At 68.6% G+C, this 19388-nt stretch carries 19 protein-coding genes and 1 pseudogene; 12 read left to right on the top strand and 8 right to left on the bottom strand.

Annotated elements, in window-relative coordinates; translation table 11 throughout:
- Positions 1–3: 3 nt before the first annotated feature.
- The gene (locus ACFJI0_RS12570; RefSeq protein ID WP_382325269.1) at positions 4–399 is read right to left on the bottom strand and encodes a type II secretion system F family protein; all 396 of its coding nucleotides are present in this window, start codon (positions 397–399) and stop codon (positions 4–6) included.
- Between ACFJI0_RS12570 and ACFJI0_RS12565 the strand changes: the two genes are divergently transcribed.
- Positions 398–970: a hypothetical protein gene (locus tag ACFJI0_RS12565; RefSeq protein ID WP_382325268.1), complete on the top strand. Its 573-nt coding sequence runs from the start codon at positions 398–400 to the stop codon at positions 968–970. The two genes, ACFJI0_RS12570 and ACFJI0_RS12565, sit on opposite strands and share 2 nt — an antisense overlap.
- Here the strand turns inward: ACFJI0_RS12565 and ACFJI0_RS12560 are convergent.
- The 6 genes from ACFJI0_RS12560 to ACFJI0_RS12535 form a co-directional block, all read right to left on the bottom strand.
- The gene (locus ACFJI0_RS12560) at positions 948–2264 is read right to left on the bottom strand and encodes a CpaF family protein (RefSeq protein WP_382325266.1); all 1317 of its coding nucleotides are present in this window, start codon (positions 2262–2264) and stop codon (positions 948–950) included. The two genes, ACFJI0_RS12565 and ACFJI0_RS12560, sit on opposite strands and share 23 nt — an antisense overlap.
- A gap of 6 nt (positions 2265–2270) precedes the next feature.
- Positions 2271–3560 (bottom strand): CpaE family protein, encoded by a 1290-nt coding sequence (locus tag ACFJI0_RS12555; RefSeq protein WP_382325264.1) that lies wholly within the window; start codon positions 3558–3560, stop codon positions 2271–2273.
- A gap of 16 nt (positions 3561–3576) precedes the next feature.
- Complete coding sequence (locus ACFJI0_RS12550; RefSeq protein WP_382325262.1) at positions 3577–4953, bottom strand: type II and III secretion system protein family protein; 1377 nt, start codon at positions 4951–4953, stop codon at positions 3577–3579.
- Positions 4954–4985: 32 nt separating this feature from the next.
- Positions 4986–5891, bottom strand: coding sequence for a Flp pilus assembly protein CpaB (gene cpaB / locus ACFJI0_RS12545; protein WP_382325260.1), 906 nt, complete (start codon positions 5889–5891; stop codon positions 4986–4988).
- A 106-nt stretch (positions 5892–5997) separates the two neighbouring features.
- Positions 5998–6480: a prepilin peptidase gene (locus tag ACFJI0_RS12540; protein WP_382325259.1), complete on the bottom strand. Its 483-nt coding sequence runs from the start codon at positions 6478–6480 to the stop codon at positions 5998–6000.
- Positions 6477–6701, bottom strand: a complete 225-nt coding sequence (locus ACFJI0_RS12535; RefSeq protein WP_382325257.1) for a Flp family type IVb pilin — start codon at positions 6699–6701, stop codon at positions 6477–6479. The genes ACFJI0_RS12540 and ACFJI0_RS12535 overlap by 4 nt, the downstream gene beginning before the upstream one ends.
- Before the next feature lie 658 nt (positions 6702–7359).
- On the opposite strand from ACFJI0_RS12535, the gene ACFJI0_RS12530 reads away from it, so the two are divergent.
- The 5 genes and pseudogenes from ACFJI0_RS12530 (at position 7360) to ACFJI0_RS12510 (ending at position 12712) form a co-directional block, all read left to right on the top strand.
- Complete coding sequence (locus ACFJI0_RS12530; RefSeq protein ID WP_382325255.1) at positions 7360–8019, top strand: GntR family transcriptional regulator; 660 nt, start codon at positions 7360–7362, stop codon at positions 8017–8019.
- Complete coding sequence (locus ACFJI0_RS12525) at positions 8016–9347, top strand: malonyl-CoA decarboxylase domain-containing protein (protein WP_382157302.1); 1332 nt, start codon at positions 8016–8018, stop codon at positions 9345–9347. Before ACFJI0_RS12530 ends, ACFJI0_RS12525 begins: the two co-directional genes overlap by 4 nt.
- A 32-nt stretch (positions 9348–9379) precedes the next feature.
- On the top strand, positions 9380–10366 hold the full coding sequence (locus ACFJI0_RS12520) for a Bug family tripartite tricarboxylate transporter substrate binding protein (RefSeq protein WP_382325253.1): 987 nt from the start codon (positions 9380–9382) through the stop codon (positions 10364–10366).
- The gene (locus ACFJI0_RS12515; RefSeq protein ID WP_382325250.1) at positions 10363–11130 is read left to right on the top strand and encodes an enoyl-CoA hydratase/isomerase family protein; all 768 of its coding nucleotides are present in this window, start codon (positions 10363–10365) and stop codon (positions 11128–11130) included. The genes ACFJI0_RS12520 and ACFJI0_RS12515 overlap by 4 nt, the downstream gene beginning before the upstream one ends.
- 30 nt (positions 11131–11160) lie before the next feature.
- A pseudogene (locus ACFJI0_RS12510) lies at positions 11161–12712 on the top strand (malonyl-CoA synthase).
- 288 nt (positions 12713–13000) lie between these two features.
- Here the strand turns inward: ACFJI0_RS12510 and ACFJI0_RS12505 are convergent.
- Positions 13001–13444 carry a universal stress protein gene (locus tag ACFJI0_RS12505; RefSeq protein WP_291118227.1) on the bottom strand — a complete coding sequence of 148 codons (444 nt, stop codon included), beginning with the start codon at positions 13442–13444 and terminating at the stop codon, positions 13001–13003.
- 111 nt (positions 13445–13555) lie between these two features.
- On the opposite strand from ACFJI0_RS12505, the gene ACFJI0_RS12500 reads away from it, so the two are divergent.
- The 6 genes from ACFJI0_RS12500 to ccoP all read left to right on the top strand — a co-directional run bounded on the left by ACFJI0_RS12500 (position 13556) and on the right by ccoP (position 19351).
- On the top strand, positions 13556–15928 hold the full coding sequence (locus ACFJI0_RS12500) for a heavy metal translocating P-type ATPase (RefSeq protein ID WP_382325248.1): 2373 nt from the start codon (positions 13556–13558) through the stop codon (positions 15926–15928).
- Between the two features lie 9 nt (positions 15929–15937).
- A complete protein-coding gene (ccoS, locus tag ACFJI0_RS12495) occupies positions 15938–16075 on the top strand; it encodes a cbb3-type cytochrome oxidase assembly protein CcoS (RefSeq protein ID WP_204735344.1) in 138 nt (45 codons plus the stop codon).
- An 81-nt stretch (positions 16076–16156) separates the two neighbouring features.
- On the top strand, positions 16157–17602 hold the full coding sequence (gene ccoN, locus ACFJI0_RS12490) for a cytochrome-c oxidase, cbb3-type subunit I (RefSeq protein ID WP_382325246.1): 1446 nt from the start codon (positions 16157–16159) through the stop codon (positions 17600–17602).
- A 12-nt stretch (positions 17603–17614) separates the two neighbouring features.
- Positions 17615–18241, top strand: coding sequence for a cytochrome-c oxidase, cbb3-type subunit II (ccoO, locus tag ACFJI0_RS12485; protein ID WP_291118216.1), 627 nt, complete (start codon positions 17615–17617; stop codon positions 18239–18241).
- 19 nt (positions 18242–18260) lie between these two features.
- Positions 18261–18428, top strand: coding sequence for a cbb3-type cytochrome oxidase subunit 3 (locus tag ACFJI0_RS12480; RefSeq protein WP_382157313.1), 168 nt, complete (start codon positions 18261–18263; stop codon positions 18426–18428).
- Positions 18425–19351: a cytochrome-c oxidase, cbb3-type subunit III gene (ccoP, locus tag ACFJI0_RS12475; RefSeq protein WP_382325244.1), complete on the top strand. Its 927-nt coding sequence runs from the start codon at positions 18425–18427 to the stop codon at positions 19349–19351. Before ACFJI0_RS12480 ends, ccoP begins: the two co-directional genes overlap by 4 nt.
- Positions 19352–19388 lie beyond the last annotated feature (37 nt).

The raw sequence follows: 19388 nt of genomic DNA, 5'->3' as shown, positions 1-19388 counted from the left end.
GGATCAGGACAGCCGCGCCAGCCGGTAGAGCAGCAGCGCGCCGAATGCCTGCAGGCCGATGGCGCCGAACACCATGGCCTGCCCCGTGGGATCGCTCCACATGCGCGCGAAGTAGTCGCCGTTGGTGGTGACGATCGCCCCCCCGACCACCACCGGCAGCAGACCCAGGATCCAGGCCGAGAAGCGCGTTTCGGCCGACATCGCCACCAGCTCCTGTTCGGCCTCCTCGTGGTCGCGCATGAAGTGGGCGACGCGTTCGAGCAGCACATCGGATCGGCCGCCGTAGCGCATGCCCAGGCCGAGGATGGAGGCCAGCAGGAAGATCTCTTCGATGTGCACCTTGCGCGCGATCTGCAGCAGCGCCTGGTCGATGTTCACGCCGGCCTTGATCAGGCCCATGGCGTTGTCCATGTGGCCGCGCAGCGGCTGCTTGGTGGTGCGCGACGGCGGTCTGGAACGCGGCCTGGGTGGAGTGGCCCATCACGATCAGGCGCACGATCACGTCGAGAAAGCCGGGCAGTTGCCGGATGATCTGGCGCCGCATGCGCTGCACCCGAAGCCAGATGAAGAAGGCGCCACCGATGAGCAGCACCGCGAGCAGGCCCAGCGCGCTCACGGCGCCCGAGCTCAGCGCGGTGACGCCGACCGAGACGGTGGTGGCGGCCAGCCCGCCCAGCAGCGCGCCGGGCGGCACCGCGCCCAGCAGCCAGCCCGGCAGGCGCACGGCGGGCTTGCGGGCGGTGGTCGAGGAGGGCAGCGGCACCACCGGTGGGGGCGCGCCAAACCGAAGCGAACCCGAGGGCAGCGGGTTGGCGGCCACCGGGTCGATGCGGTCGGCCAGGTGGCGCTGGGCCAGCTGGCGGCGCTGGCGCCGCACCGAAGCGGCCCACAGCAGCACGCCGACGGCGGCCAGCAGCAGGGCCACGGCGAGGGCGACGGCGCTGCGTTCAGGCATGGCCGTGCTCCGTGAGCTGGGCCTGCAGGCTCTGGCGCAGGCGCGCGATCTTGGGGGAGTGCGGCACCACGCCCATGGCGATCCAGCGATCGCCCTCCTGGCCATCGGGCTGCGTCACCGGTTCGTGGCGGAACAGCTCCTGCATCGCGACCACGCTGTCGTTCAGGCCGGTGATCTCGCTGATGGAGAGGATGCGGCGCGTGCCGTTGGGCAGGCGGCCGATCTGCACGATGAAGTCGATCGCGTTGGCGATCTGGCGGCGCAGGCTGAGTTCGCTGCCCTGGTAACCCCCGAAGCCCGCGAGCATCTCCAGGCGGTACAGGCATTCGCGCGGCGAACTGGCGTGGATGGTGCCCATGGAGCCGTCGTGCCCGGTGTTCATGGCCTGCAGCATTTCGATCACCTCGCCGCCACGCACCTCGCCCACGATGATGCGGTCGGGCCGCATGCGCAGGCTGTTGCGCAGCAGGTCGCGGATCGCCACGCTGCCCGAGCCGTCGTAGCCGCCGGGGCGGCTCTCCAGCCGCACCACGTGCGGGTGGTTGAGGGCGAGTTCGGCGGTGTCCTCGATGGTGACCACGCGCTCGGTGTCGGGCGCGAAGTTGGCCAGCGCGTTGAGCAGCGAGGTCTTGCCCGAGCTGGTGCCGCCGCTGACCAGGATGTTGCAGCGCGAGCGCACCGCCATCTCCAGCAGGTGGCCCATGGCCTGGTCGAAGGTGCCGAGCTCGAACAGCTCCTCGGGGCTCAGCGGGTCCTTGCGGAACTTGCGGATTGACACCGCCGGGCCGTTGATCACCAGGGGCTCGATCACCACGTTGATGCGGCCGCCGTCGCTCAGGCGCGCGTCGACCATGGGGTTGGACTCGTCGAGCCGGCGGCCGATGGGCGCGAGGATGCGGCGGATGATGCGCATCAGGTGCTCGTTGTCGGTGAAGGCCACGTGCTCCTTCTGCAGCATGCCGCGGCGCGATACGTAGACCAGCTTGCTGCCGTTGATGAGGATGTCCTCCACGCTCGGGTCGTTCAACAGGTCTTCCAGCGGGCCGAAGCCGGCGAATTCCTTGGTGAGGGCATCGGCGAGCAGTTGGGTTTCGCGCGCGTTGATCGGCACGCGGTGCAGGCGCACCTGGCTCTCGCATTCGAGGTTGACGAATTGCTGCACCGAGCTGCGCGACCAGCGCCCGAACTCGGCTCCGAGTTCCTCGATGCGGTTGAGCAGGTGTTCGTGGATGAAGGTCTTGACGGTCTGGAACTCGTTGGAGTTCAGGAAGGCCTGCTGGTTGTCGGAAAACTCGACGTGGTTCGTCATGGCCTGTTACCTCCGGTGGATCCACTTGTTGAGCATCTGCGCCACGCGCGGCGTCCACGGTGGGGGCTCGCCGCCGTCGGGCGGCGCGCTGCCATCGATCCACGGCAGCAGGCCGCGCACCATCTGGCCGACCGCCTGCACGTAGGGGTCGTTGCGCGCGGATCGCGCCAGCAGCTGGCCCTGGCACGAGGCCGCCAGCAGGGCGCTGGCGCGCGCCGGCAGCACGTGGCTCAAGGGCAGGCCGAGCTGGTGGGCGATGTCCAGCGCGGGCAGGTTCACGAACGGCTCGAACTTGTTGACCACCAGCGAGAGCCGCTGCATGTTGACGTCGTGCTCGCGCAGTTCGCGCAGCAGCGAGGCGGTGGAGACGATGCCGCCGATGCTCTGGTCGCAGACCACCCAGACCTGGTCGGCGTTGCGCGCGACCTGGGCCACGAAGTCGATCGACGAGAAGCCGCCGAGGTCGGCGATCTGCACGTCGAAGAAATCGGTCAGGCGCTGGACCAGCGAGACCGACTCGGCGTGCGAGATCTCGCGGATCTGCGCCAGGCTGGCCGGCAGGGGCAGCACCGCCGCGCCGCTGGCGTGCTGCACCAGCGCGGTCTGCAGCAGGGTCGGGTCCAGGCGGTGCAGGTTGTGCACGCCGTCCACGAAGCTGAACTCGCTCTTGAGCCCGAGGTAGAGCAGGGCGTCGCGCGCGGGCAGCCCCAGGTCGAGCAGGGCCACGCCCTGGCGGTGGACCACGCGCCCGGGCACGCGGGCCAGGGCGGCCGCGCGCTGCTCCTGCAGCATCGCGGCGAGGTTGCAGGCCAGCGTGCTGACGCCCAGGCCGACGCGCGCGCCGAGCAGGGCGATGCTGCGGCCCTTGGCCTGCGGTGAGCGCTGGCCCTGGCGCCGCGCCATCAGGTCCTGCAGCACCGCCAGCACCTCGGTGGTCGGGCCGTCGAGGTCGAGGAAGTCGTCCACGCCCGCGCGCAGGGCGGCGAGCGTGGTGTTGGTTTCGTTCGCGTGGCCGGTGCCGATCAGCAGCAGCTCCGGCCAGTCGCGCCGCAGGGCGGTGGCCAGGCGCGTGCTGCGCAGGGCCTGGGCGCCCGAGAAGTCCAGGAACAGGGTGCGGGGCTGGGCCGTGGCGATGCGTTCGCCCAGCGCGGCTTCGTCGAGCGTGACCACCGTGACCTGGCCGAGGTGCCCCAAGGCCGCGTTCAGCCAGCCTGTGTGTTCGCCGTTGTCCGACGCGTACAGGTAGACGTTGCGGCTCTGGACCGTGGTGTGCAGGGGGGTGGGCATGGTGCTCATGGCGGGTGGCCGGGCGTCACCGGGAAAAACCGGGCAGGGCGTCGTCGGCGCCGTTGCCCACGAGGAAACCGCGCCAGAAGGCGGGGTCGCGCTGCTCGGTGCGACCGGGCAGGGCCGCATCCACCTGGGTGCCCTGTGCGAGCGGCTTGACGAGGTGGGGCGTGACCACGATCACCAGCTCGCGTTCGTTCTGCTGGTAGTCCTGGCGCTTGAACATCGTGCCCAGCACCGGCAGGTCGCCGAGCATGGGCACCTTGTCCACGCTGGAGGTGGTGGTGCGGCTGACCAGGCCGCCGATCACGAAGCTTTCGCCGTCGCCGAGTTCGACCGTGGTGTCGGCGCGGCGCGTGGTGATCGCGGGCACGGCGACACCGCTGAGCGTGACGGCGTTGGTGTAGTCGAGGTCGCTGGCCTCGGGCGCCACCTTGAGCACGATGCGCTGGTTGGACAGCACGGTGGGCGAGACGGTCAGTCCGATGCCGAAGGGCTTGTATTCGATGCTGGTGGTGCCCAGGCCTTGCGCCACGGGCACCGGAATCTCGCCCCCGGCGAGGAAGTTCGCGCTCTGGCCCGAGAGCGCGACCAGCGTGGGTTCGGCCAGCACGCGGGCCAGGCCGTTGCCTTCGAGCAGGCCCAGGTTCACGCCGATGTTGGCCTTGCCGAAGCTCAGCAGCAGGCCGAAGGCCTGCGCGAGAGGCGAGGTTATCTCGCCTTTGATCACACCGTCGCGCTCGAACCCGAAGGACTGGAGCGAGCTGGGCGAGAACACGCCGAAGCTGAAGCCGTGCTTGTTCGGTGCGGTGCTGAAGATGTTCAGCCCGGCCTGTTTGAGCACGCGCTTGTTGAATTCCACGATCTTGACTTCGACCTGCACGGTCTGGCTTTTCACGCTCAGGGTGGAGCGGTCGGCCAGCGGTGCCTTGTCGGGCTGCTGCGCCAGGGCCGCCTCGCGCGCCTGCTGGTGCTCGGCGGCCGTCGGGAAGGCGCCTTGCAGCACCGCGCCGTCGCGCTGCACGTGCAGGGTGTAGGTGGTGGCGGCGTCGCTGCCCCGCTCCCACACCAGCAGCGAGGTGCTGCCCGGGGCCTTGCCGGTGATGATGAGGCGGGCGCCCGGTGCACCCGATGCCGCGCGCGCCTTGCGCGTGACCATGACCGAGGCGACCTGCTCGTTGGCGATGGCGATGCGGTCCACACCCTTGTCGATCACCAGTTCCTGCTGCGTGCCCGCGGTCAGCCGCAGGAGCCGGTCGGTGCTCGCGCTGGCCGATGCGTCGCTCGCCGGTTGCGCGAACAGGCCACCCGAGGTGGCGGTGATCAACAGGCCGGCCAGCAGCGCCAGGCGGGGCCAGCGCGACGGCCGGGGAAGGGAGCGGGGTGTGGGCTTGAACATCATGCGGAGCACCTGGTGGGTTGACGCGCGTGGTCTCAATAGCGCACGGTGTCGCGGCGGTCGCCGCGGATGATCTCGACCTCGTGGCCCGTGGGGGCCGCGGTCGCCAGCACCGCGCGGGGCGCGGCGCCCGGCTGTGCCGGCCGGCGGGTGCCCGCCGCGCCGCCACCGGCCGCGAGGTCCTGGGTGGTCAGGCCGGCGAGCGCGCGGTCCATGCCGGTGAGCGCGCCGCCGCTGCGGCGGGCCGGCTGCAAGGCGGTCTGCAGCTCGGCGAACAGGGTGGGATCGGGTTCGGCGGTGTCGTTCGGGTGGCGCAGCGCCAGCAGCAGGCGGCCGTTGGCCTCGCCCAATGCGAGCCGGTTGACGTCTTCCACCGGCACGGCGAGCACGGCGGTGCGCGCGGGTTGCTGGTTGCCTGCCTGGGGTTTCTGGTTGCCGCGGCCCTCGCCGCTGGTGGGCATGCCGTCCACCGAGGCCGTGCCGAAGGCCAGCACGCGCTTGCGCGCCAGCAGCAGGCGCGACTGGCTGCGGTCCACGTCCCGGCCGTCGGCCTTGAGGGCGAAAAACACATCGACGAAATCGCCCGGGCGCACGCTGTTCGCCACGCCCATGACCTCGTCGGCCTTCACGGCCACGGCGCGTTCGCCGGGCTCCAGGCGCAGGGCCAGGCCGGACACCAGCTGGTTCTCGAGCAGCGGGGCGCCGGTGCCCAGGTCGAACACCGGCACGCGGCCGACCGCCTCGGCCACCGTCATGAAGGCGCCAGCCGGGTTGATGGGAAGTTGCGCCACGCGCAGCGCGCCGGCTTCGATGGCCTGGCCCGCTGGCAGCGGTTTGGTGCGCCACCACCACCGGGAAAGTGGCCTCGGCCGGCGCGAGCTGCGCAACCGGCTGCGGGGCGGCCACCGGCGGGGGTGGTTTGCGGCTGAGCATCCACGCATAGCCGATCAGCAGGAGCGCCAGCAACACCAGGACGCCAGCGATGATTTGGGTGAATCGGATCATGGTGTCGGGCCTTTGAAGGGATGGGTCGGTGTCCGCGGCGCTTCAGCCGCCAGCGCGCCAGGCCATGAAGGCGATGGTCGAGACGGCGAGATAGGCCGCCAGGGGGATCGGGCGTGTGCGCGACCCGGTGCCACGCGGCCGGCCCGAGAGCGCCAGCGCCAGGCGCGGCGCCAGGGGCCAGCGCTGCAGCGCGAGCCAGAGCAGGCCGTGCAGCCCGGCCAGCAGGCTGGCGGCGACCCAGATGGGCAGCAGCGGCTGCAGACCCACCCACAGGCCCAGGGCGCCCGCGAACTTGACGTCGCCCGCACCCATGAGTCCGAAGGCATAGAAACAGAGCAGGCCGCCGAACGCGGTGGCACCGCCCAGCAGGGCCTGCGGCCAAGTCAGGCCGAAGGGCTGCAGGTCCAGGGCCAGGGCGGCCAGCGCCAGTGCGATGCCCGCCAGCACCAGCCCGTTGCGCACCCGGCGCTCGAGGCCATCGTGAACGATGGCGATCAGCAGCCAGAGCAGCAGGACCAGTTTCATGGCGGGCAACCTCGGCCAGGGGGTGAGGTCAGGGGGTGGCCGCGCCGGTGGTGGCGCACCGTTTTCACGTGCGCAAAGATGGCGTTCAGCGTGCCCTTGACGCCGGCGTCGCTGTTGAAAACGGCGAGCAGGATGACCGCCATCAGGCCGGCGATGATGCCGTATTCGATTGCGGTGGCGCCTTCTTCGTCGCGCAGGAAACGGGTGATAGCTGCTTTCATGATGAACTCCTGTAGGGAAAACTGGATTGAGAACTTTGGATCGACTATCAATTGATCGGTCTTGCCGATCGGCTGGAAATGAGGCCCTTGGTTTTCATCACCGAGCGGTTAATCGGTGAGGGCAGATGGGTGGTTTCGATAATTCAACCTCCTTGCATGAAAGCCAATCCGATGCGACACCGGAAAGGCAATCCAACATTCCCTACACGCTTTGGGTTGTTGGCCCGAGAGCGCGCTGTGGTACTGCGTTTCCGCGGTGTTCAGCCCGTTGAGGTGATTTCCAGACGGATTCGCTTCGATCTGGCAATCGTATCGACGGGGCGATTGGATAATGAAGGGAAGTTAGGGGTTTGCACCGCCTATTAATTCGGTTTGATGCAATTGCCGTGAGGTATTTCGCAGGCAATGCAAAGTAATTGGGTCTTGTATTTTGACCAAATGGTCTTGTTTTTAAACAGGAAGTAGGGCGGCATGCAAAGATTTGCATGGGGACGGGCATTCGATTGCATCGATGGGCGAAATGGCTGGCAACCCGGGATGCCGATCCGCAGCCGCCCATGCCCGGCCTCGGCGGTACTTCGGGTAAGTCCGGGGTGTCGGGGGCGGGATGGGTGGTCTTAGAATTACGCGTAATTACAGATAATTTTGCAAACGACCGATGCTCAACTCCCTGCATGACGAAGTGCGCACGAAGCTGCGCGAGCGCATCTTCGCGGGGGTGCTCGCCCCCGGCAGCTTCGTCGACGAACCTGCGCTGTGCGCGGAACTGGCGATCTCGCGCACGCCGCTGCGCGAAGCCCTGAAGGTGCTGACCGCCGAAGGCCTGGTGCGGCACGAACCCCGCCGCGGCTGTTTCGTGAGCGAGGTCACCGAGCGCGATCTCGACGAGATCTTTCCCGTCATCGCGCTGCTCGAAGGGCGTTGCGCCTTCGAGGCCGCGAACAACGCGAGCGATGCCGACCTCGCGGCCCTGGAGCAACTGCACGACCGGCTCAACCGCAGCGCCCGGGCCCGGCTCATCAACGAGTACTACGACGCCAACTTCAAGATCCACGAGGCCATCATCACGCTGGCGAACAACCGCTGGCTGGCCCAGGTGATCGGCGACCTGCGCAAGATCGTCAAGCTCGCGCGCCTGCAGCAGCTGCACGCGCCGGGGCGGCTGGACCAGAGCCTGTCCGAGCACATGGCGGTGTTCGCCGCGCTCAAGGCGCGCGACGCCGAGGGCGCCGAAGCCGCCATGCGCACCCACCTCACGCGACAGCGCGTGGCCTTGCGGGAACTGGCCCGCAATCAGACATCGAGGCTTTCGGCATGACCCCACCCGACTGGTTGGCGCAAGGCGTCTCCCTTCTGCGCCCGACGGCGAAAGCCGCTGGCCCACGCTCGACCCAGGAGCGGCTCGATGCCACCTTGCGGCAGGACGAAGAGGCCATGTCGCCGCGCATGCTGCGCCAGTCCCTCCGGGACCTGCAGGCCATCGTGGACCCGTTGGTGAGCGAGGTCGAGGGCGGGCGCCGCGCGCAGGCCATGATGGACTGGTACGCCAGCGCTTCGCCGCCGCACCGGCGCGACCTCTGGCTGCTCATGAGCGAGCGCTTCGTGGCCGACCCCCAGCGCGTCAAGAAGGCGCAGGCCCAGTTCGCCGCCGCCGTGGGCACGCCCGACGAGGCCGCGGCCGAGGTGCTCTACCGGCGCGCCACCGTCTCGCCCCGGCGCCGCCTGCTGCAGCGCTTCAGCGCCAACCCCGAGGGCGTGCGCTTCCTGGTGGACATGCGCGCCGAGCTGCAGCCGCAGCTGCGCAGCGACAAGCGCCTGTTCGCGCTGGACGTGGAGATGGAGTACATGTTCTCCACCTGGTTCGACGTGGGCTTTCTCGACCTGCGCCGCATCACCTGGGACTCGCCGGCCTCGCTGGTGGAAAAGCTCATCAAGTACGAGGCGGTGCACGACATCCGCAGCTGGGCCGACGTGAAGAACCGGCTCGACAGCGACCGCCGCTGCTACGGCTTCTTCCACCCGCGCCTGCCCGAGGAGCCGCTGATCTTCGTCGAGGTGGCGCTGATGAACGAGATCGCCGCCAGCATCACGCCGCTGCTCGACGAGGCGGCCGCGCCGGCCGACCTGGGCAAGGCCACCACCGCCATCTTCTATTCGATCAGCAACACGCAGACCGGCCTCAAGGGCGTGAGCTTCGGGGACTCGCTCATCAAGCGCGTGGTCGAGACGCTCAAGCAGGAGTTCCCCCGCCTCAAGACCTTTGCCACCCTCTCGCCCATTCCGGCCCTGCGCGGCTGGCTCACGAAGAACGCCCCGGCCGAGATGCTCAAGGCCTGGGAGCGTGTGGACGAGCTGGCCGAAAACGCGCCCGAGCGCCGCGCGCTCATGGGCTGGGCCGCGCGTTACCTGGGCGACGAGTTGAACGAGGGCAAGCCGCTGGACCCGGTGGCGCGCTTCCACCTGGGCAACGGCGCGCGGGTCGAGCGCCTGAACTGGGCCGCCGATCCGTCGGCCAAGGGGCTGAAACAGTCCTACGGCCTGATGGTGAACTACCTCTACGATCTCAAGCGACTGGACAAGCACCGCGCCTCGCTCGCGCAGGGAAAGATCCCGATAGCCGCGGCCATCAAGGACCTCTATCTTTGAAGCCGCCATTTCAACCACAAGGAGACAACAGCATGACCGAGAGCCTGAATCGACGAGACATCCTGCGCGCGGCCGTGGCCGGCGCCACCCTCTATGCCACGGCGGGCCATGCCCAGTCGACCTGGCCCACCAAGCCGGTGACCCTGATCGTGCCGTTCCCGGCAGGGGGTGGCACCGATGCGTTTGCCCGGCCCATGGCCGCGCAGTTCGCGCGGCTCTCGGGCAAGAGCCTGGTGATCGACAACCGGGGCGGTGCGGGTGGCACGCTGGGCGCCAGCATCGCGGCCAAGGCCGCGCCCGACGGCTACACCCTCTTCATGGGCGCGGTGCACCACGCCATCGCGCCCAGCATGTACCCCAAGCTCGACTACGACATCGACAAGGACCTGGTGCCGCTGATCCTGGTGGCCAGCGTGCCGCAGGTGGTGGTGGTCAACCCCAAGCGCGTGACCTCCGCCAACTTCAAGGAGTTCCTCGCCATCGCCAAGGCCAACCCGGGCAAGCTCAACTACGCCTCGGCCGGCAGCGGCACCTCGCACCACCTCGCGGGCGAACTCTTCAAGCAGCAGACCAAGACCTTCATCACCCACATTCCCTACCGCGGCGCGGGCCCGGCGCTCAACGACCTGATCGCCGGCCAGGTGGACGTGATGTTCGACGGCCTGGGCTCGTCGGCCGCGCACATCAAGGGCGGGCGCATCAAGGCACTGATGGTGTCGGGCAAGCAGCGCAGCCCGGCCTTGCCGGACGTGCCCTGCGCGGCCGAGATGGGCCTGCCGGACTACAACGTGACCACCTGGTACGGCGTGTGGGCGCCCAAGGGCACGCCGGCGGACGCGCAGAAAGGCGCGATCGATGAAATCCGCAAGGCCGTGAGCACGGATGAAGCGAAAGCGGTCTGGGCCAACCAGGGTGCGGAATTCGCCAACGTGAGTGGCCCGCAGTTCGATGCCTTCGTCAAGGGCGAAATCCAGAAGTGGGCGCAGGTGGTCAAGGCCTCGGGCGCCACGCTCGAATGAGCGGCCGGGTTCACCTGGCCATCGATCACGCGCTGGCGCGCGTGACGCTGTCCCACCCGGGCAAGTTCAACGCCATGTCGCGCGCGATGTGGCGCGAGCTGAAGTCGGTCTTCACCGAGCTGCAGGCGCGCACCGAGTTGCGCGGCGTGATCGTGGCGGGCGAGGGCGGGCACTTCTGCGCCGGTGGCGACATCGCCGAGTACCCGGGCTTTCGCTTCGATGCCGACGCGCTGCGCGACTTCCACGAGAACGACGTGTGGGGCGGCCTGGGCGCCATGCTGGCCTGCGACCTGCCGCTGCTGGCGCAGATCGAGGGCAACTGCATGGGCGCGGGCGTGGAGATCGCCAGCTGCTGCGACATCCGCGTGGCCGGCGAGGGCGCGCGCTTCGGCGCGCCCATCGCCCGCCTGGGTTTTCCCATGGCCCCGCGCGAAGCCCAGTTGGTGGCGCGCGAGGCCGGCCTGGCGACCGCGCGCGAGATGCTGCTGGAAGCCGCCGTGCTCGATGCGCACGAGATGAAGGCGCGCGGTTTCCTGCAGGCGGTGCGGCCCGATGCCGAGCTGAGCGCCGAAGTGCAGGCCCGCGCGCAGCGCATCGCGCGCCTGGCGCCGCAGGCCGCGCGGCAGAACAAGCAGACCCTGCGCGCGCTCGGCGCGGGCCAGCCGGTGCAGGCCGTGGTCGAGCAGGCCTACCATTACGCCGCCCAGGCCGAACACCGCGAAGGCATCGCCGCCTTCCTGGCCAAGCGCCAACCCGTTTTCTGAATCCCTTTTCCTCCGTTGCGTTCCCACACCATGAACCACAACCTGTACGCCGCGTTGCGCGCGGCCTTTCCCGCCGATCTGGACAGCACCGCCGTGGAGACGGTGGGCGGCGCCCATGCCGGCCTGCGCTACTCCTGGCGCGACCTGGACCGCGCCAGCGCCATGATGGCCAACCTGCTCGATTCGATGAAGCTGCCCGAAGGCTCGCGCATCGCGGTGCAGGTGGAGAAGTCGGTCGAGGCCCTGGTGCTGTACCTCGCCACCTTGCGCGCGGGCCACGTGTTCCTGCCGCTCAACACGGCCTACCAGGCCGGTGAGATCGAGTACTTCATCGGCAACGCCGAACCCGCCGTGGTGGTCTGCAGCCCGGCCAACTTCGGCTGGGTCTCCAAGATCGCCTTCAAGGCCGGCACGCGCCACGTCTTCACGCTGGGCGACGACCGCACCGGCAGCCTGCTGGAGCGTGCCGCGCACCACAGCGCCGAGCACACCCCGGCGCACAGCCGCGCCGAAGACCTGGGCGTGATCATCTACACCAGCGGCACCACCGGCCGCAGCAAAGGGGCGATGCTGTCGCACGGCAACATGCTGAGCAACGCGCAAGTGCTGCGCGAATACTGGGGCTGGAAACCGGGCGACGTGCTGATCCACGCGCTGCCGATCTTCCACGTGCACGGCCTGTTCGTGGCGCATCCACGGCGCGCTGATCAATGGCAGCCCGATGTTGTGGCTCAACAAGTTCGAGCCGCGCGCGGTGCTGGAGCTGTTCCCGCGCGCCACGGTGTTCATGGGTGTGCCCACGCTGTACGTGCGCCTGCTCGCCGAACCGGGCCTCACGAAACAGCAGGTGGCCCACATGCGCCTGTTCATCTCGGGCTCCGCGCCCTTGCTGATCGAGACCTTCGAGGAGTGGAAGACCCGCACGGGTCACACCATCCTGGAGCGCTACGGCATGAGCGAGACGGTGATGATCACCTCCAACCCCTATGCGGCGGACGCGCGCTTCGGTGGCGAGAGCGAGCGGCGCGGCGGCACCGTGGGCTTTCCCCTGCCGGGCAACGAGTTGCGGGTGGTGGACGAGGACACGAAGGCGGTGCCGGTGGGCGAGATCGGTGCGATCCAGGTGCGCGGGCCCAATGTGTTCAAGGGTTATTGGCGCATGCCGGAGAAGACGGCCGAGGAGTTCACCGCCGATGGGTTCTTCAAGACGGGCGATGTGGGGCGCATCGACGAGCGGGGCTATGTGAGCATCGTCGGGCGCAGCAAGGACCTGATCATTTCCGGGGGGTACAACGTCTACCCGGCCGAGATCGAGGGCTACATCAACGAGATGCCGGGCGTGGCCGAGAGCGCGGTGGTGGGTGTGCCGCACCCGGACTTCGGCGAGGTGGGGGTGGCGGTGGTGATCACCAAGCCCGGGGCTTCGGTGAAGCCCGATGAGGTGGTGTCCGCGCTCAAGGCGCGGCTGGCCAACTTCAAGATTCCCAAGCGCTGTGTGGTGGTGGCGGAGTTGCCGCGCAACACCATGGGGAAGGTGCAGAAAAACCTGCTTCGGGATCAGTACAAGGGCTTGTTCGCCTGACTGTTTTCTCCGGCCACAGCGGTCCTCGGTGATCGGGGTGGCCGGCTCCGCTCATGTCCCCCGAACCGGCTTCGCCGGTTCTCCTCCTTTACTTCGCTGCGCCGGCCACCCCGATCACCGAGGACCTGCGGGTGGTTCGGAACGTTGGCCGCCGATGCTTTTGCGGAGTCAGGGGCAGTGGGCTCTGCGCAGCGGGGTAAAGGAGGCGGCGGCACCAGCCGCCGGGGGACACCCGCGGAGCAGAGCCCGCTGCCCCTGACTCCCGCGAGGTATCACCCCAAAAAAACGTCAGCGCAGAACAAGCACAGGAATGTGCGAATGCGTCAGCACCTGCTGCGTCTCACTGCCCAGCAAAAGACGCTTGATGCCCCGACGCCCATGCGAAGCCATCACGATCAGATCGCACTTGTTGCGCTTGGCCGCCGCGATGATCGCCTCGGCCACCAGATCGGACTTCACCGTCACCGGCTTCACCTTCACCTCACGCAACTGCCCGGCCGACTTCACCGCATTCACCGCCACCAGCGCCTCTTCCTGCCATTGTTTCTCGATGCGGGCCACCTCGGCCGCCGCCAACGCCACACCACCCTCGAAATAGGTTTGCGGGTAACGCGGAATCACCTTGAGCGCCACCACCTCGGCACCCGTCAGATCGGCCAGATTCAGACCATGCTCCACCGCCTTCTGCGACAGCTTCGAACCATCGGTCGCCACGAGAATTCGCTTGTACATTGTTGATCTCCTTGTGTGGTTGAACTCGGAACCCTCAGGGTAACAAAGCAGGGGCCTCAGGTGTTGACCTATGTCAATGGCCCGAAGCACGGCGTGGAATACGCTCCCACCATGAACCCGGCCGCCTCCGCGCTCGTGGCAAGCCACGTGCCTGCCCCTCCCGCGCCCGCCGTCCCGCCCCCTGCGGCAGGCGAGGCCACGCCATCGCCACCGCGCGCCGACTGGCTGGGCACCCACCGCGGCTCCCTCACGGTCACCGACGACTTCGCCGTCCTGGACGACCCCGTCGAACAGGAGACCTTCACGCGCGCCCTCGCGCCCGATGGCGAGGGCGCCGGTGCCGAATCCGTGCTGGTGGTGCAGGGCATGTACTGCGCCGCCTGCGCCGACACGGTCGAGTCGGTGCTGCAGCACCTGCCCGGCGTGCAACGCGCCCAGGTGCACGCCGCCACGCGGCGCCTCACGCTGCGCTGGGACCCGACGCGCACGCGCCTCTCCAGCCTGGCCCGCGCGCTGGGCGACACCGGCTACCGCCTGCTGCCCATGCAGCACGCGCTCTCGGTCAGCGAACGCCTGCGCGAAACCCGCCAGGCGCTGTGGCGCCTCTTCGTGGCCGGCTTCTGCATGATGCAGGTGATGATGTACGCGTGGCCCGCGTACGTGACCGCGCCCGGCGAGATCCCGCCCGACATCAACCAGCTGCTGCGCTGGGCCAGCTGGGTGATCAGCCTGCCCGTGGTGTTCTTCGCCAGCGGCCCCTTCTTCGCCAGCGCCTGGCGCGACCTGAAGCACGGCCGCGTGGGAATGGACACGCCGGTGTCCATCGGCATCCTCGTGACCTTCCTCGTCAGCTCGGCCGCCACCTTCGACCCCACCGGCCCCTGGGGCGCCGAGGTCTGGTTCGACTCGCTGACCATGTTCGTGTTCTTCCTGCTGGGCGGGCGCTACCTGGAGCACAAGGCGCGCGACCGCACGGCCGGCGCGCTCGACGGCCTCATGAACCGGCTGCCCGAGGTCTGCGAGCGGCAGAAGCCCGACGGCGGCTATGAGTCCGTCTCGCTGCGCCGCCTGCGCGTGGGCGACACCGTGCGCGTGCAGGCCGGCCAGGCCTTCCCGGCCGACGGTGAATTGCTCGATGGCCTGGCCGTGGTGGACGAAGCCCTGCTGACCGGCGAGTCGCACCCGTTGTCGCTCCAGGCAGGGCAGGGCGTGGTGGCCGGCAGCTTCAACCTCGGCGGCCCGGTGCGGGTGCGCATCGACCGCCTCGGCGCCGACACGCGCTTCGCGCAGATCGTCCAGCTGATGGAACGGGCCTCGACCGAGAAGCCCCGCCTGGCCGTGCTGGCCGACCGCGTCGCGGCGCCTTTCCTCGTCTTCGTGCTGCTCGCGGCCACCGTGGCCGGCTTCTACTGGTGGCAGATCGACCACACGCAGGCCCTCGCGGTGGCGGTGGCCGTGCTCATCGTCACCTGCCCCTGCGCGCTGTCGCTGGCCACGCCGACGGCCATGCTGGCCTCGGCCGGCGCGCTGGCGCGGCGCGGCGTGCTGGTGCGTCGGCTGCAGGCCTTCGAGGCGCTGGCGGGCATCGACGCGGTGGTGTTCGACAAGACCGGCACGCTCACGCACGACCGCCTGGCGCTGCAGAAGGTCACCCTCCGGGAAGGTGCAAGCCTCTCGGACGCGTGGGCGCTGGCGGGCGCCCTCGCCGAAGGCTCGCTGCACCCCGTGTCCCGGATGATCGCGCGCGAGGCCATGGCGTGCCAGCCCGACCTGGCTCCACTGGCAGGGCATACCGAGCGGGCAGGGCAGGGCATGCAGGCCTTGCGGCCCGACGGAAGCTGGGTGCGCCTGGGCTCGGCCGGGTACTGCGGCCTCCCGCCCTCGGTGGCCGGTGAGCACCTGCCTGCCGTTCACCTGAGCGACGCCCGCGGCTGGATCGCGAGCTTTGTTCTGCAGGAAAGTTTGCGCGACGACGCAGTGGCCGCCGTGGCCGCGCTGCGCGCGCTCGGTGTGCGCACCTGGCTGCTGTCGGGCGACCGCGAGACCGCCGCGCGGCAGGTGGCCCAGGTGGTGGGCGTGGACCACGTGATCGCGGGCGCCTCGCCCGAGCAGAAACTGGCCGAGATCGCGGCGCTGCAGGCGCGTGGCCTGAAAGTGGCGATGGTGGGCGACGGCCTCAACGACGGGCCCGTGCTCGCGCGCGCCGACACCTCCTTCGCGCTCGGCCACGCGGCACCGCTGGCGCAGTCGCAGTCGGACTTCATCGTGCAGGGGGGCCAGGTCATGGACGTGGTCAACACCCTCACCCAGGCGCGCGCCACGCTGCGCACCGTGCGGCAGAACCTGGCCTGGGCCGCGGCCTACAACGTGGTCAGCGTGCCGCTCGCGCTGGCCGGCTACATGCCGCCCTGGCTGGCCGGCCTGGGCATGGCGGCGAGTTCGCTGCTGGTGATCGGCAACGCCCTGCGCCTGGCGCGGCACTGAAGGCTTTCGATGGACATCCTCTACCTCCTGATCCCGCTGTCCGTGCTGCTCGTGTTCGGCATCATCGGCGTGTTCTGGTGGGCGCTCCAGGCGGGGCAGTTCGACAACATCGAACGCGAAGGCGAGCGCATCCTCAAGGGCGATTGAGGGCGCGCTTGACCTAGGTCAAGGCCAAACAGGAACTCCCTGCGCACACTGTCGGCAGTGACATTGGCAAGGAGTATGTGTATGTCCGTGACCAACAGGGCCAGCCAGTCGGCGGTCTACAACGACAAAGTCGTTCGGCAGTTCGCCATCATGACGGTGGTCTGGGGCGTGGTGGGGATGCTGGTGGGCGTGATCATCGCCGCGCAGCTGACCTGGCCGGCGCTCAACCTGGGCGTCGAGTGGCTGTCCTACGGCCGCCTGCGGCCGCTGCACACCAACGCGGTGATCTTCGCCTTCGGCGGTTGCGGCTTGTTCGCCGCCAGCTACTACGTGGTGCAGCGCACCTGCCAGGTGCGGCTGTTCGGCGGGCAGCTCGCCGCCTTCACCTTCTGGGGCTGGCAGGCCGTGATCCTGCTGGCCGTGGTCTCGCTGCCCATGGGCATGACCTCCGGCAAGGAATACGCCGAACTGGAGTGGCCGATCGACGTGCTCATCACCCTCGTGTGGGTGGCCTACGCCATCGTGTTCTTCGGCACCATCGGCCTGCGCAAGGTGCGCCACATCTACGTGGCCAACTGGTTCTTCGGCGCCTTCATCCTGGCCGTGGCCGTGCTGCACATCGTCAACAGCGCCGCGCTGCCGGTGGACCTCTTCAAGAGCTACTCGGCCTACGCCGGCGTGCAGGACGCGATGGTGCAGTGGTGGTACGGCCACAACGCCGTGGGCTTCTTCCTCACCGCCGGCTTCCTCGGGATGATGTATTACTTCATTCCGAAGCAGGCCGAGCGCCCGGTGTACTCGTACCGCCTGTCCATCGTGCACTTCTGGGCGCTGATCTTCACCTACATGTGGGCCGGCCCGCACCACCTGCACTACACCGCGCTGCCGGACTGGACGCAATCGGTGGGCATGGTGTTTTCGCTCATCCTGCTCGCGCCCAGCTGGGGCGGCATGATCAACGGCATCATGACGCTCTCGGGCGCCTGGCACAAACTGCGCGACGACCCCATCCTGCGTTTCCTGATCGTCTCGCTCTCGTTCTACGGCATGTCGACCTTCGAGGGTCCGATGATGTCGATCAAGACGGTCAACGCGCTCTCGCACTACACCGACTGGACCGTGGGCCACGTGCACTCCGGCGCGCTCGGCTGGGTGGGCCTGGTGACCATGGGTTCCATGTACTACCTGATTCCGCGCCTGTACGGCCAGAAGAAGATGTACTCGGTGCCCGCCATCGAGCTGCACTTCTGGATCGCCACCCTGGGCATCGTGCTCTACATCGCCGCGATGTGGATCGCCGGTGTGATGCAGGGCCTGATGTGGCGCGCCATCAACCCCGACGGCAGCCTGACCTACACCTTCGTCGAATCGGTCAAGGCCACCTTCCCGTTCTACGTCATCCGCCTGCTCGGTGGCGTGCTCTACCTGGCCGGCATGGGCGTGATGCTGTGGAACACGGTGATGACCGCGCGCAACGGCCGCGTGGAAGACGTCCGCATTCCCGCTCTCAACCCCGCCCACGCCTGAGGAGCCACAACCATGGCCGACAACAACAAGCCCCAGGGTTTCACCCACGAGCGGATCGAGACCAACAACTTCCTGATGATCGTGCTCATCGTGCTGGTGATCGCGGTCGGTGGTCTGGTCGAGATCGTTCCGCTGTTCTTCCAGAAGTCCACCACGCAGCCGGTGGAGGGCCTCAAGCCCTACAGCGCGCTGCAGATCGCCGGGCGCGACGTGTATGTGCGCGAGGGTTGCTACAACTGCCACTCGCAGATGATCCGCCCCTTCCAGGCCGAGACGCTGCGCTACGGCCACTACTCGGTGGCCGGCGAATTCGTCTACGACCGGCCCTTCCAGTGGGGCAGCAAGCGCACCGGCCCCGACCTGGCGCGCGTGGGCGGGCGCTACAGCGACGAATGGCACCGCATCCACCTGAACAACCCGCGTGACCTCGTGCCCGAGTCCAACATGCCGGCTTACCCCTGGCTGGAGAAGAAGACCGTGAACGAGGCCGGCCTGCCCAAGCGCATGGAAGTGCTGCGCACCCTGGGCGCGCCCTACACCGACGAAGAGATCGCCGCATCCCAGGCCGACGTGAAGGGCAAGACCGAGATGGAAGCCCTCATCGCCTACCTGCAGGTGCTGGGCACCGCCATCAAGTGAGTGCCAAGGAGAACATCACATGGACATCAATGACCTGCGCAGCGCCGTCACCGTGATCAGCCTGATGACCTTCCTGGGCATCGTGGCCTGGGCCTGGGCCCGGCGCAACCAGTCCCGCTTCGACGAGGCAGCGATGCTGCCGTTCCAGGACGAAGCCACCACCGACAGCACGAAAGAACCGTCATGAGCGACTTCACCAGCGAATTCTGGAACTGGTACGTGGCCGTGCTGACCGTGGTCAGCATCATCGCCTGCCTGGTCCTGCTCTGGATCAGCGGCACCACCAAGGTCAAGGCCACGGCCGACAACACCACCGGCCACGTGTGGGACGGCGACCTGCGCGAGATGAACAACCCGCTGCCCAAGTGGTGGGTCTACCTCTTCATCATCACCTGCGTGTTCTCGATCGCCTACGGCCTGCTGTACCCGACCTTCGGCAAGTACCAGGGCCTGCTGGGCTGGTCGTCCGACGGCCAGCACAAGGCCGAGGCGGCCAAGGTCGAGAAGGCCATCGCGCCGATCTACGCGCAGTTCAATGGCATGACGCCGCAACAGCTCGCGGGCGATGCCTCGGCCATCGCCATCGGCGAGCGCCTGTTCATGAACAACTGCGCCCAGTGCCACGGCTCGGACGCGCGCGGCGCGCGCAGCTTCCCCAACCTGACCGACCGCGACTGGCTCTGGGGCGGTGAGCCGGAGGCGATCAAGGCCACCATCACCCAGGGCCGCAACGGCGTCATGCCGCCCATGGCCGCCGCCGTCGGCACGCCGGACGACGTGCGCAACGTCGCCCACTTCGTGCTCAGCCTCTCGGGCAGCCCGCACGACTCGGTGCGCGCCGCGCTGGGCCGCGCCGGCTTTGCGGCCTGTGCCGCCTGCCACGGTGCGGACGGCAAAGGCAACACCGCCATGGGCGCGCCCAACCTGAGCGACAACACCTGGCTGCACGGCTGGGGCGAAGACGCCGTGGTGCGCGCCATCACCAAGGGCTTCAACAACCAGATGCCGGCACAGGCCGGCAAGCTCAACGCGGACCAGATCCATGTGCTGAGCGCCTACGTCTGGGGCCTGTCCAACAAGGGCGGCGCGGCGGCAGCGGCCGGCAACTGATCGATTTGCACCACGTGACCAGTCCGTCCAGCAAGCC

Source organism: Hydrogenophaga sp. UC242_53 (assembly GCF_042696965.1).
Classification (GTDB): domain Bacteria; phylum Pseudomonadota; class Gammaproteobacteria; order Burkholderiales; family Burkholderiaceae_C; genus Hydrogenophaga.
This window is presented reverse-complemented; position numbering and strand designations above follow the sequence as displayed.

What these genes read in the sequence shown, in the direction of transcription:
- ACFJI0_RS12565 (WP_382325268.1), top strand. Translation starts at nt 398, where the DNA reads ATGGCGTTGTCCATGTGGCCGCGCAGCGGCTGCTTGGTGGTGCGCGAC.
- ACFJI0_RS12570 (WP_382325269.1), bottom strand. Translation starts at nt 399, where the DNA reads ATGGGCCTGATCAAGGCCGGCGTGAACATCGACCAGGCGCTGCTGCAG.
- ACFJI0_RS12560 (WP_382325266.1), bottom strand. Translation starts at nt 2,264, where the DNA reads ATGACGAACCACGTCGAGTTTTCCGACAACCAGCAGGCCTTCCTGAAC.
- ACFJI0_RS12555 (WP_382325264.1), bottom strand. Translation starts at nt 3,560, where the DNA reads ATGAGCACCATGCCCACCCCCCTGCACACCACGGTCCAGAGCCGCAAC.
- ACFJI0_RS12550 (WP_382325262.1), bottom strand. Translation starts at nt 4,953, where the DNA reads ATGATGTTCAAGCCCACACCCCGCTCCCTTCCCCGGCCGTCGCGCTGG.
- cpaB (WP_382325260.1), bottom strand. Translation starts at nt 5,891, where the DNA reads ATGCGTGGATGCTCAGCCGCAAACCACCCCCGCCGGTGGCCGCCCCGC.
- ACFJI0_RS12540 (WP_382325259.1), bottom strand. Translation starts at nt 6,480, where the DNA reads ATGAAACTGGTCCTGCTGCTCTGGCTGCTGATCGCCATCGTTCACGAT.
- ACFJI0_RS12535 (WP_382325257.1), bottom strand. Translation starts at nt 6,701, where the DNA reads ATGAAAGCAGCTATCACCCGTTTCCTGCGCGACGAAGAAGGCGCCACC.
- ACFJI0_RS12530 (WP_382325255.1), top strand. Translation starts at nt 7,360, where the DNA reads ATGCTCAACTCCCTGCATGACGAAGTGCGCACGAAGCTGCGCGAGCGC.
- ACFJI0_RS12525 (WP_382157302.1), top strand. Translation starts at nt 8,016, where the DNA reads ATGACCCCACCCGACTGGTTGGCGCAAGGCGTCTCCCTTCTGCGCCCG.
- ACFJI0_RS12520 (WP_382325253.1), top strand. Translation starts at nt 9,380, where the DNA reads ATGACCGAGAGCCTGAATCGACGAGACATCCTGCGCGCGGCCGTGGCC.
- ACFJI0_RS12515 (WP_382325250.1), top strand. Translation starts at nt 10,363, where the DNA reads ATGAGCGGCCGGGTTCACCTGGCCATCGATCACGCGCTGGCGCGCGTG.
- ACFJI0_RS12505 (WP_291118227.1), bottom strand. Translation starts at nt 13,444, where the DNA reads ATGTACAAGCGAATTCTCGTGGCGACCGATGGTTCGAAGCTGTCGCAG.
- ACFJI0_RS12500 (WP_382325248.1), top strand. Translation starts at nt 13,556, where the DNA reads ATGAACCCGGCCGCCTCCGCGCTCGTGGCAAGCCACGTGCCTGCCCCT.
- ccoS (WP_204735344.1), top strand. Translation starts at nt 15,938, where the DNA reads ATGGACATCCTCTACCTCCTGATCCCGCTGTCCGTGCTGCTCGTGTTC.
- ccoN (WP_382325246.1), top strand. Translation starts at nt 16,157, where the DNA reads ATGTCCGTGACCAACAGGGCCAGCCAGTCGGCGGTCTACAACGACAAA.
- ccoO (WP_291118216.1), top strand. Translation starts at nt 17,615, where the DNA reads ATGGCCGACAACAACAAGCCCCAGGGTTTCACCCACGAGCGGATCGAG.
- ACFJI0_RS12480 (WP_382157313.1), top strand. Translation starts at nt 18,261, where the DNA reads ATGGACATCAATGACCTGCGCAGCGCCGTCACCGTGATCAGCCTGATG.
- ccoP (WP_382325244.1), top strand. Translation starts at nt 18,425, where the DNA reads ATGAGCGACTTCACCAGCGAATTCTGGAACTGGTACGTGGCCGTGCTG.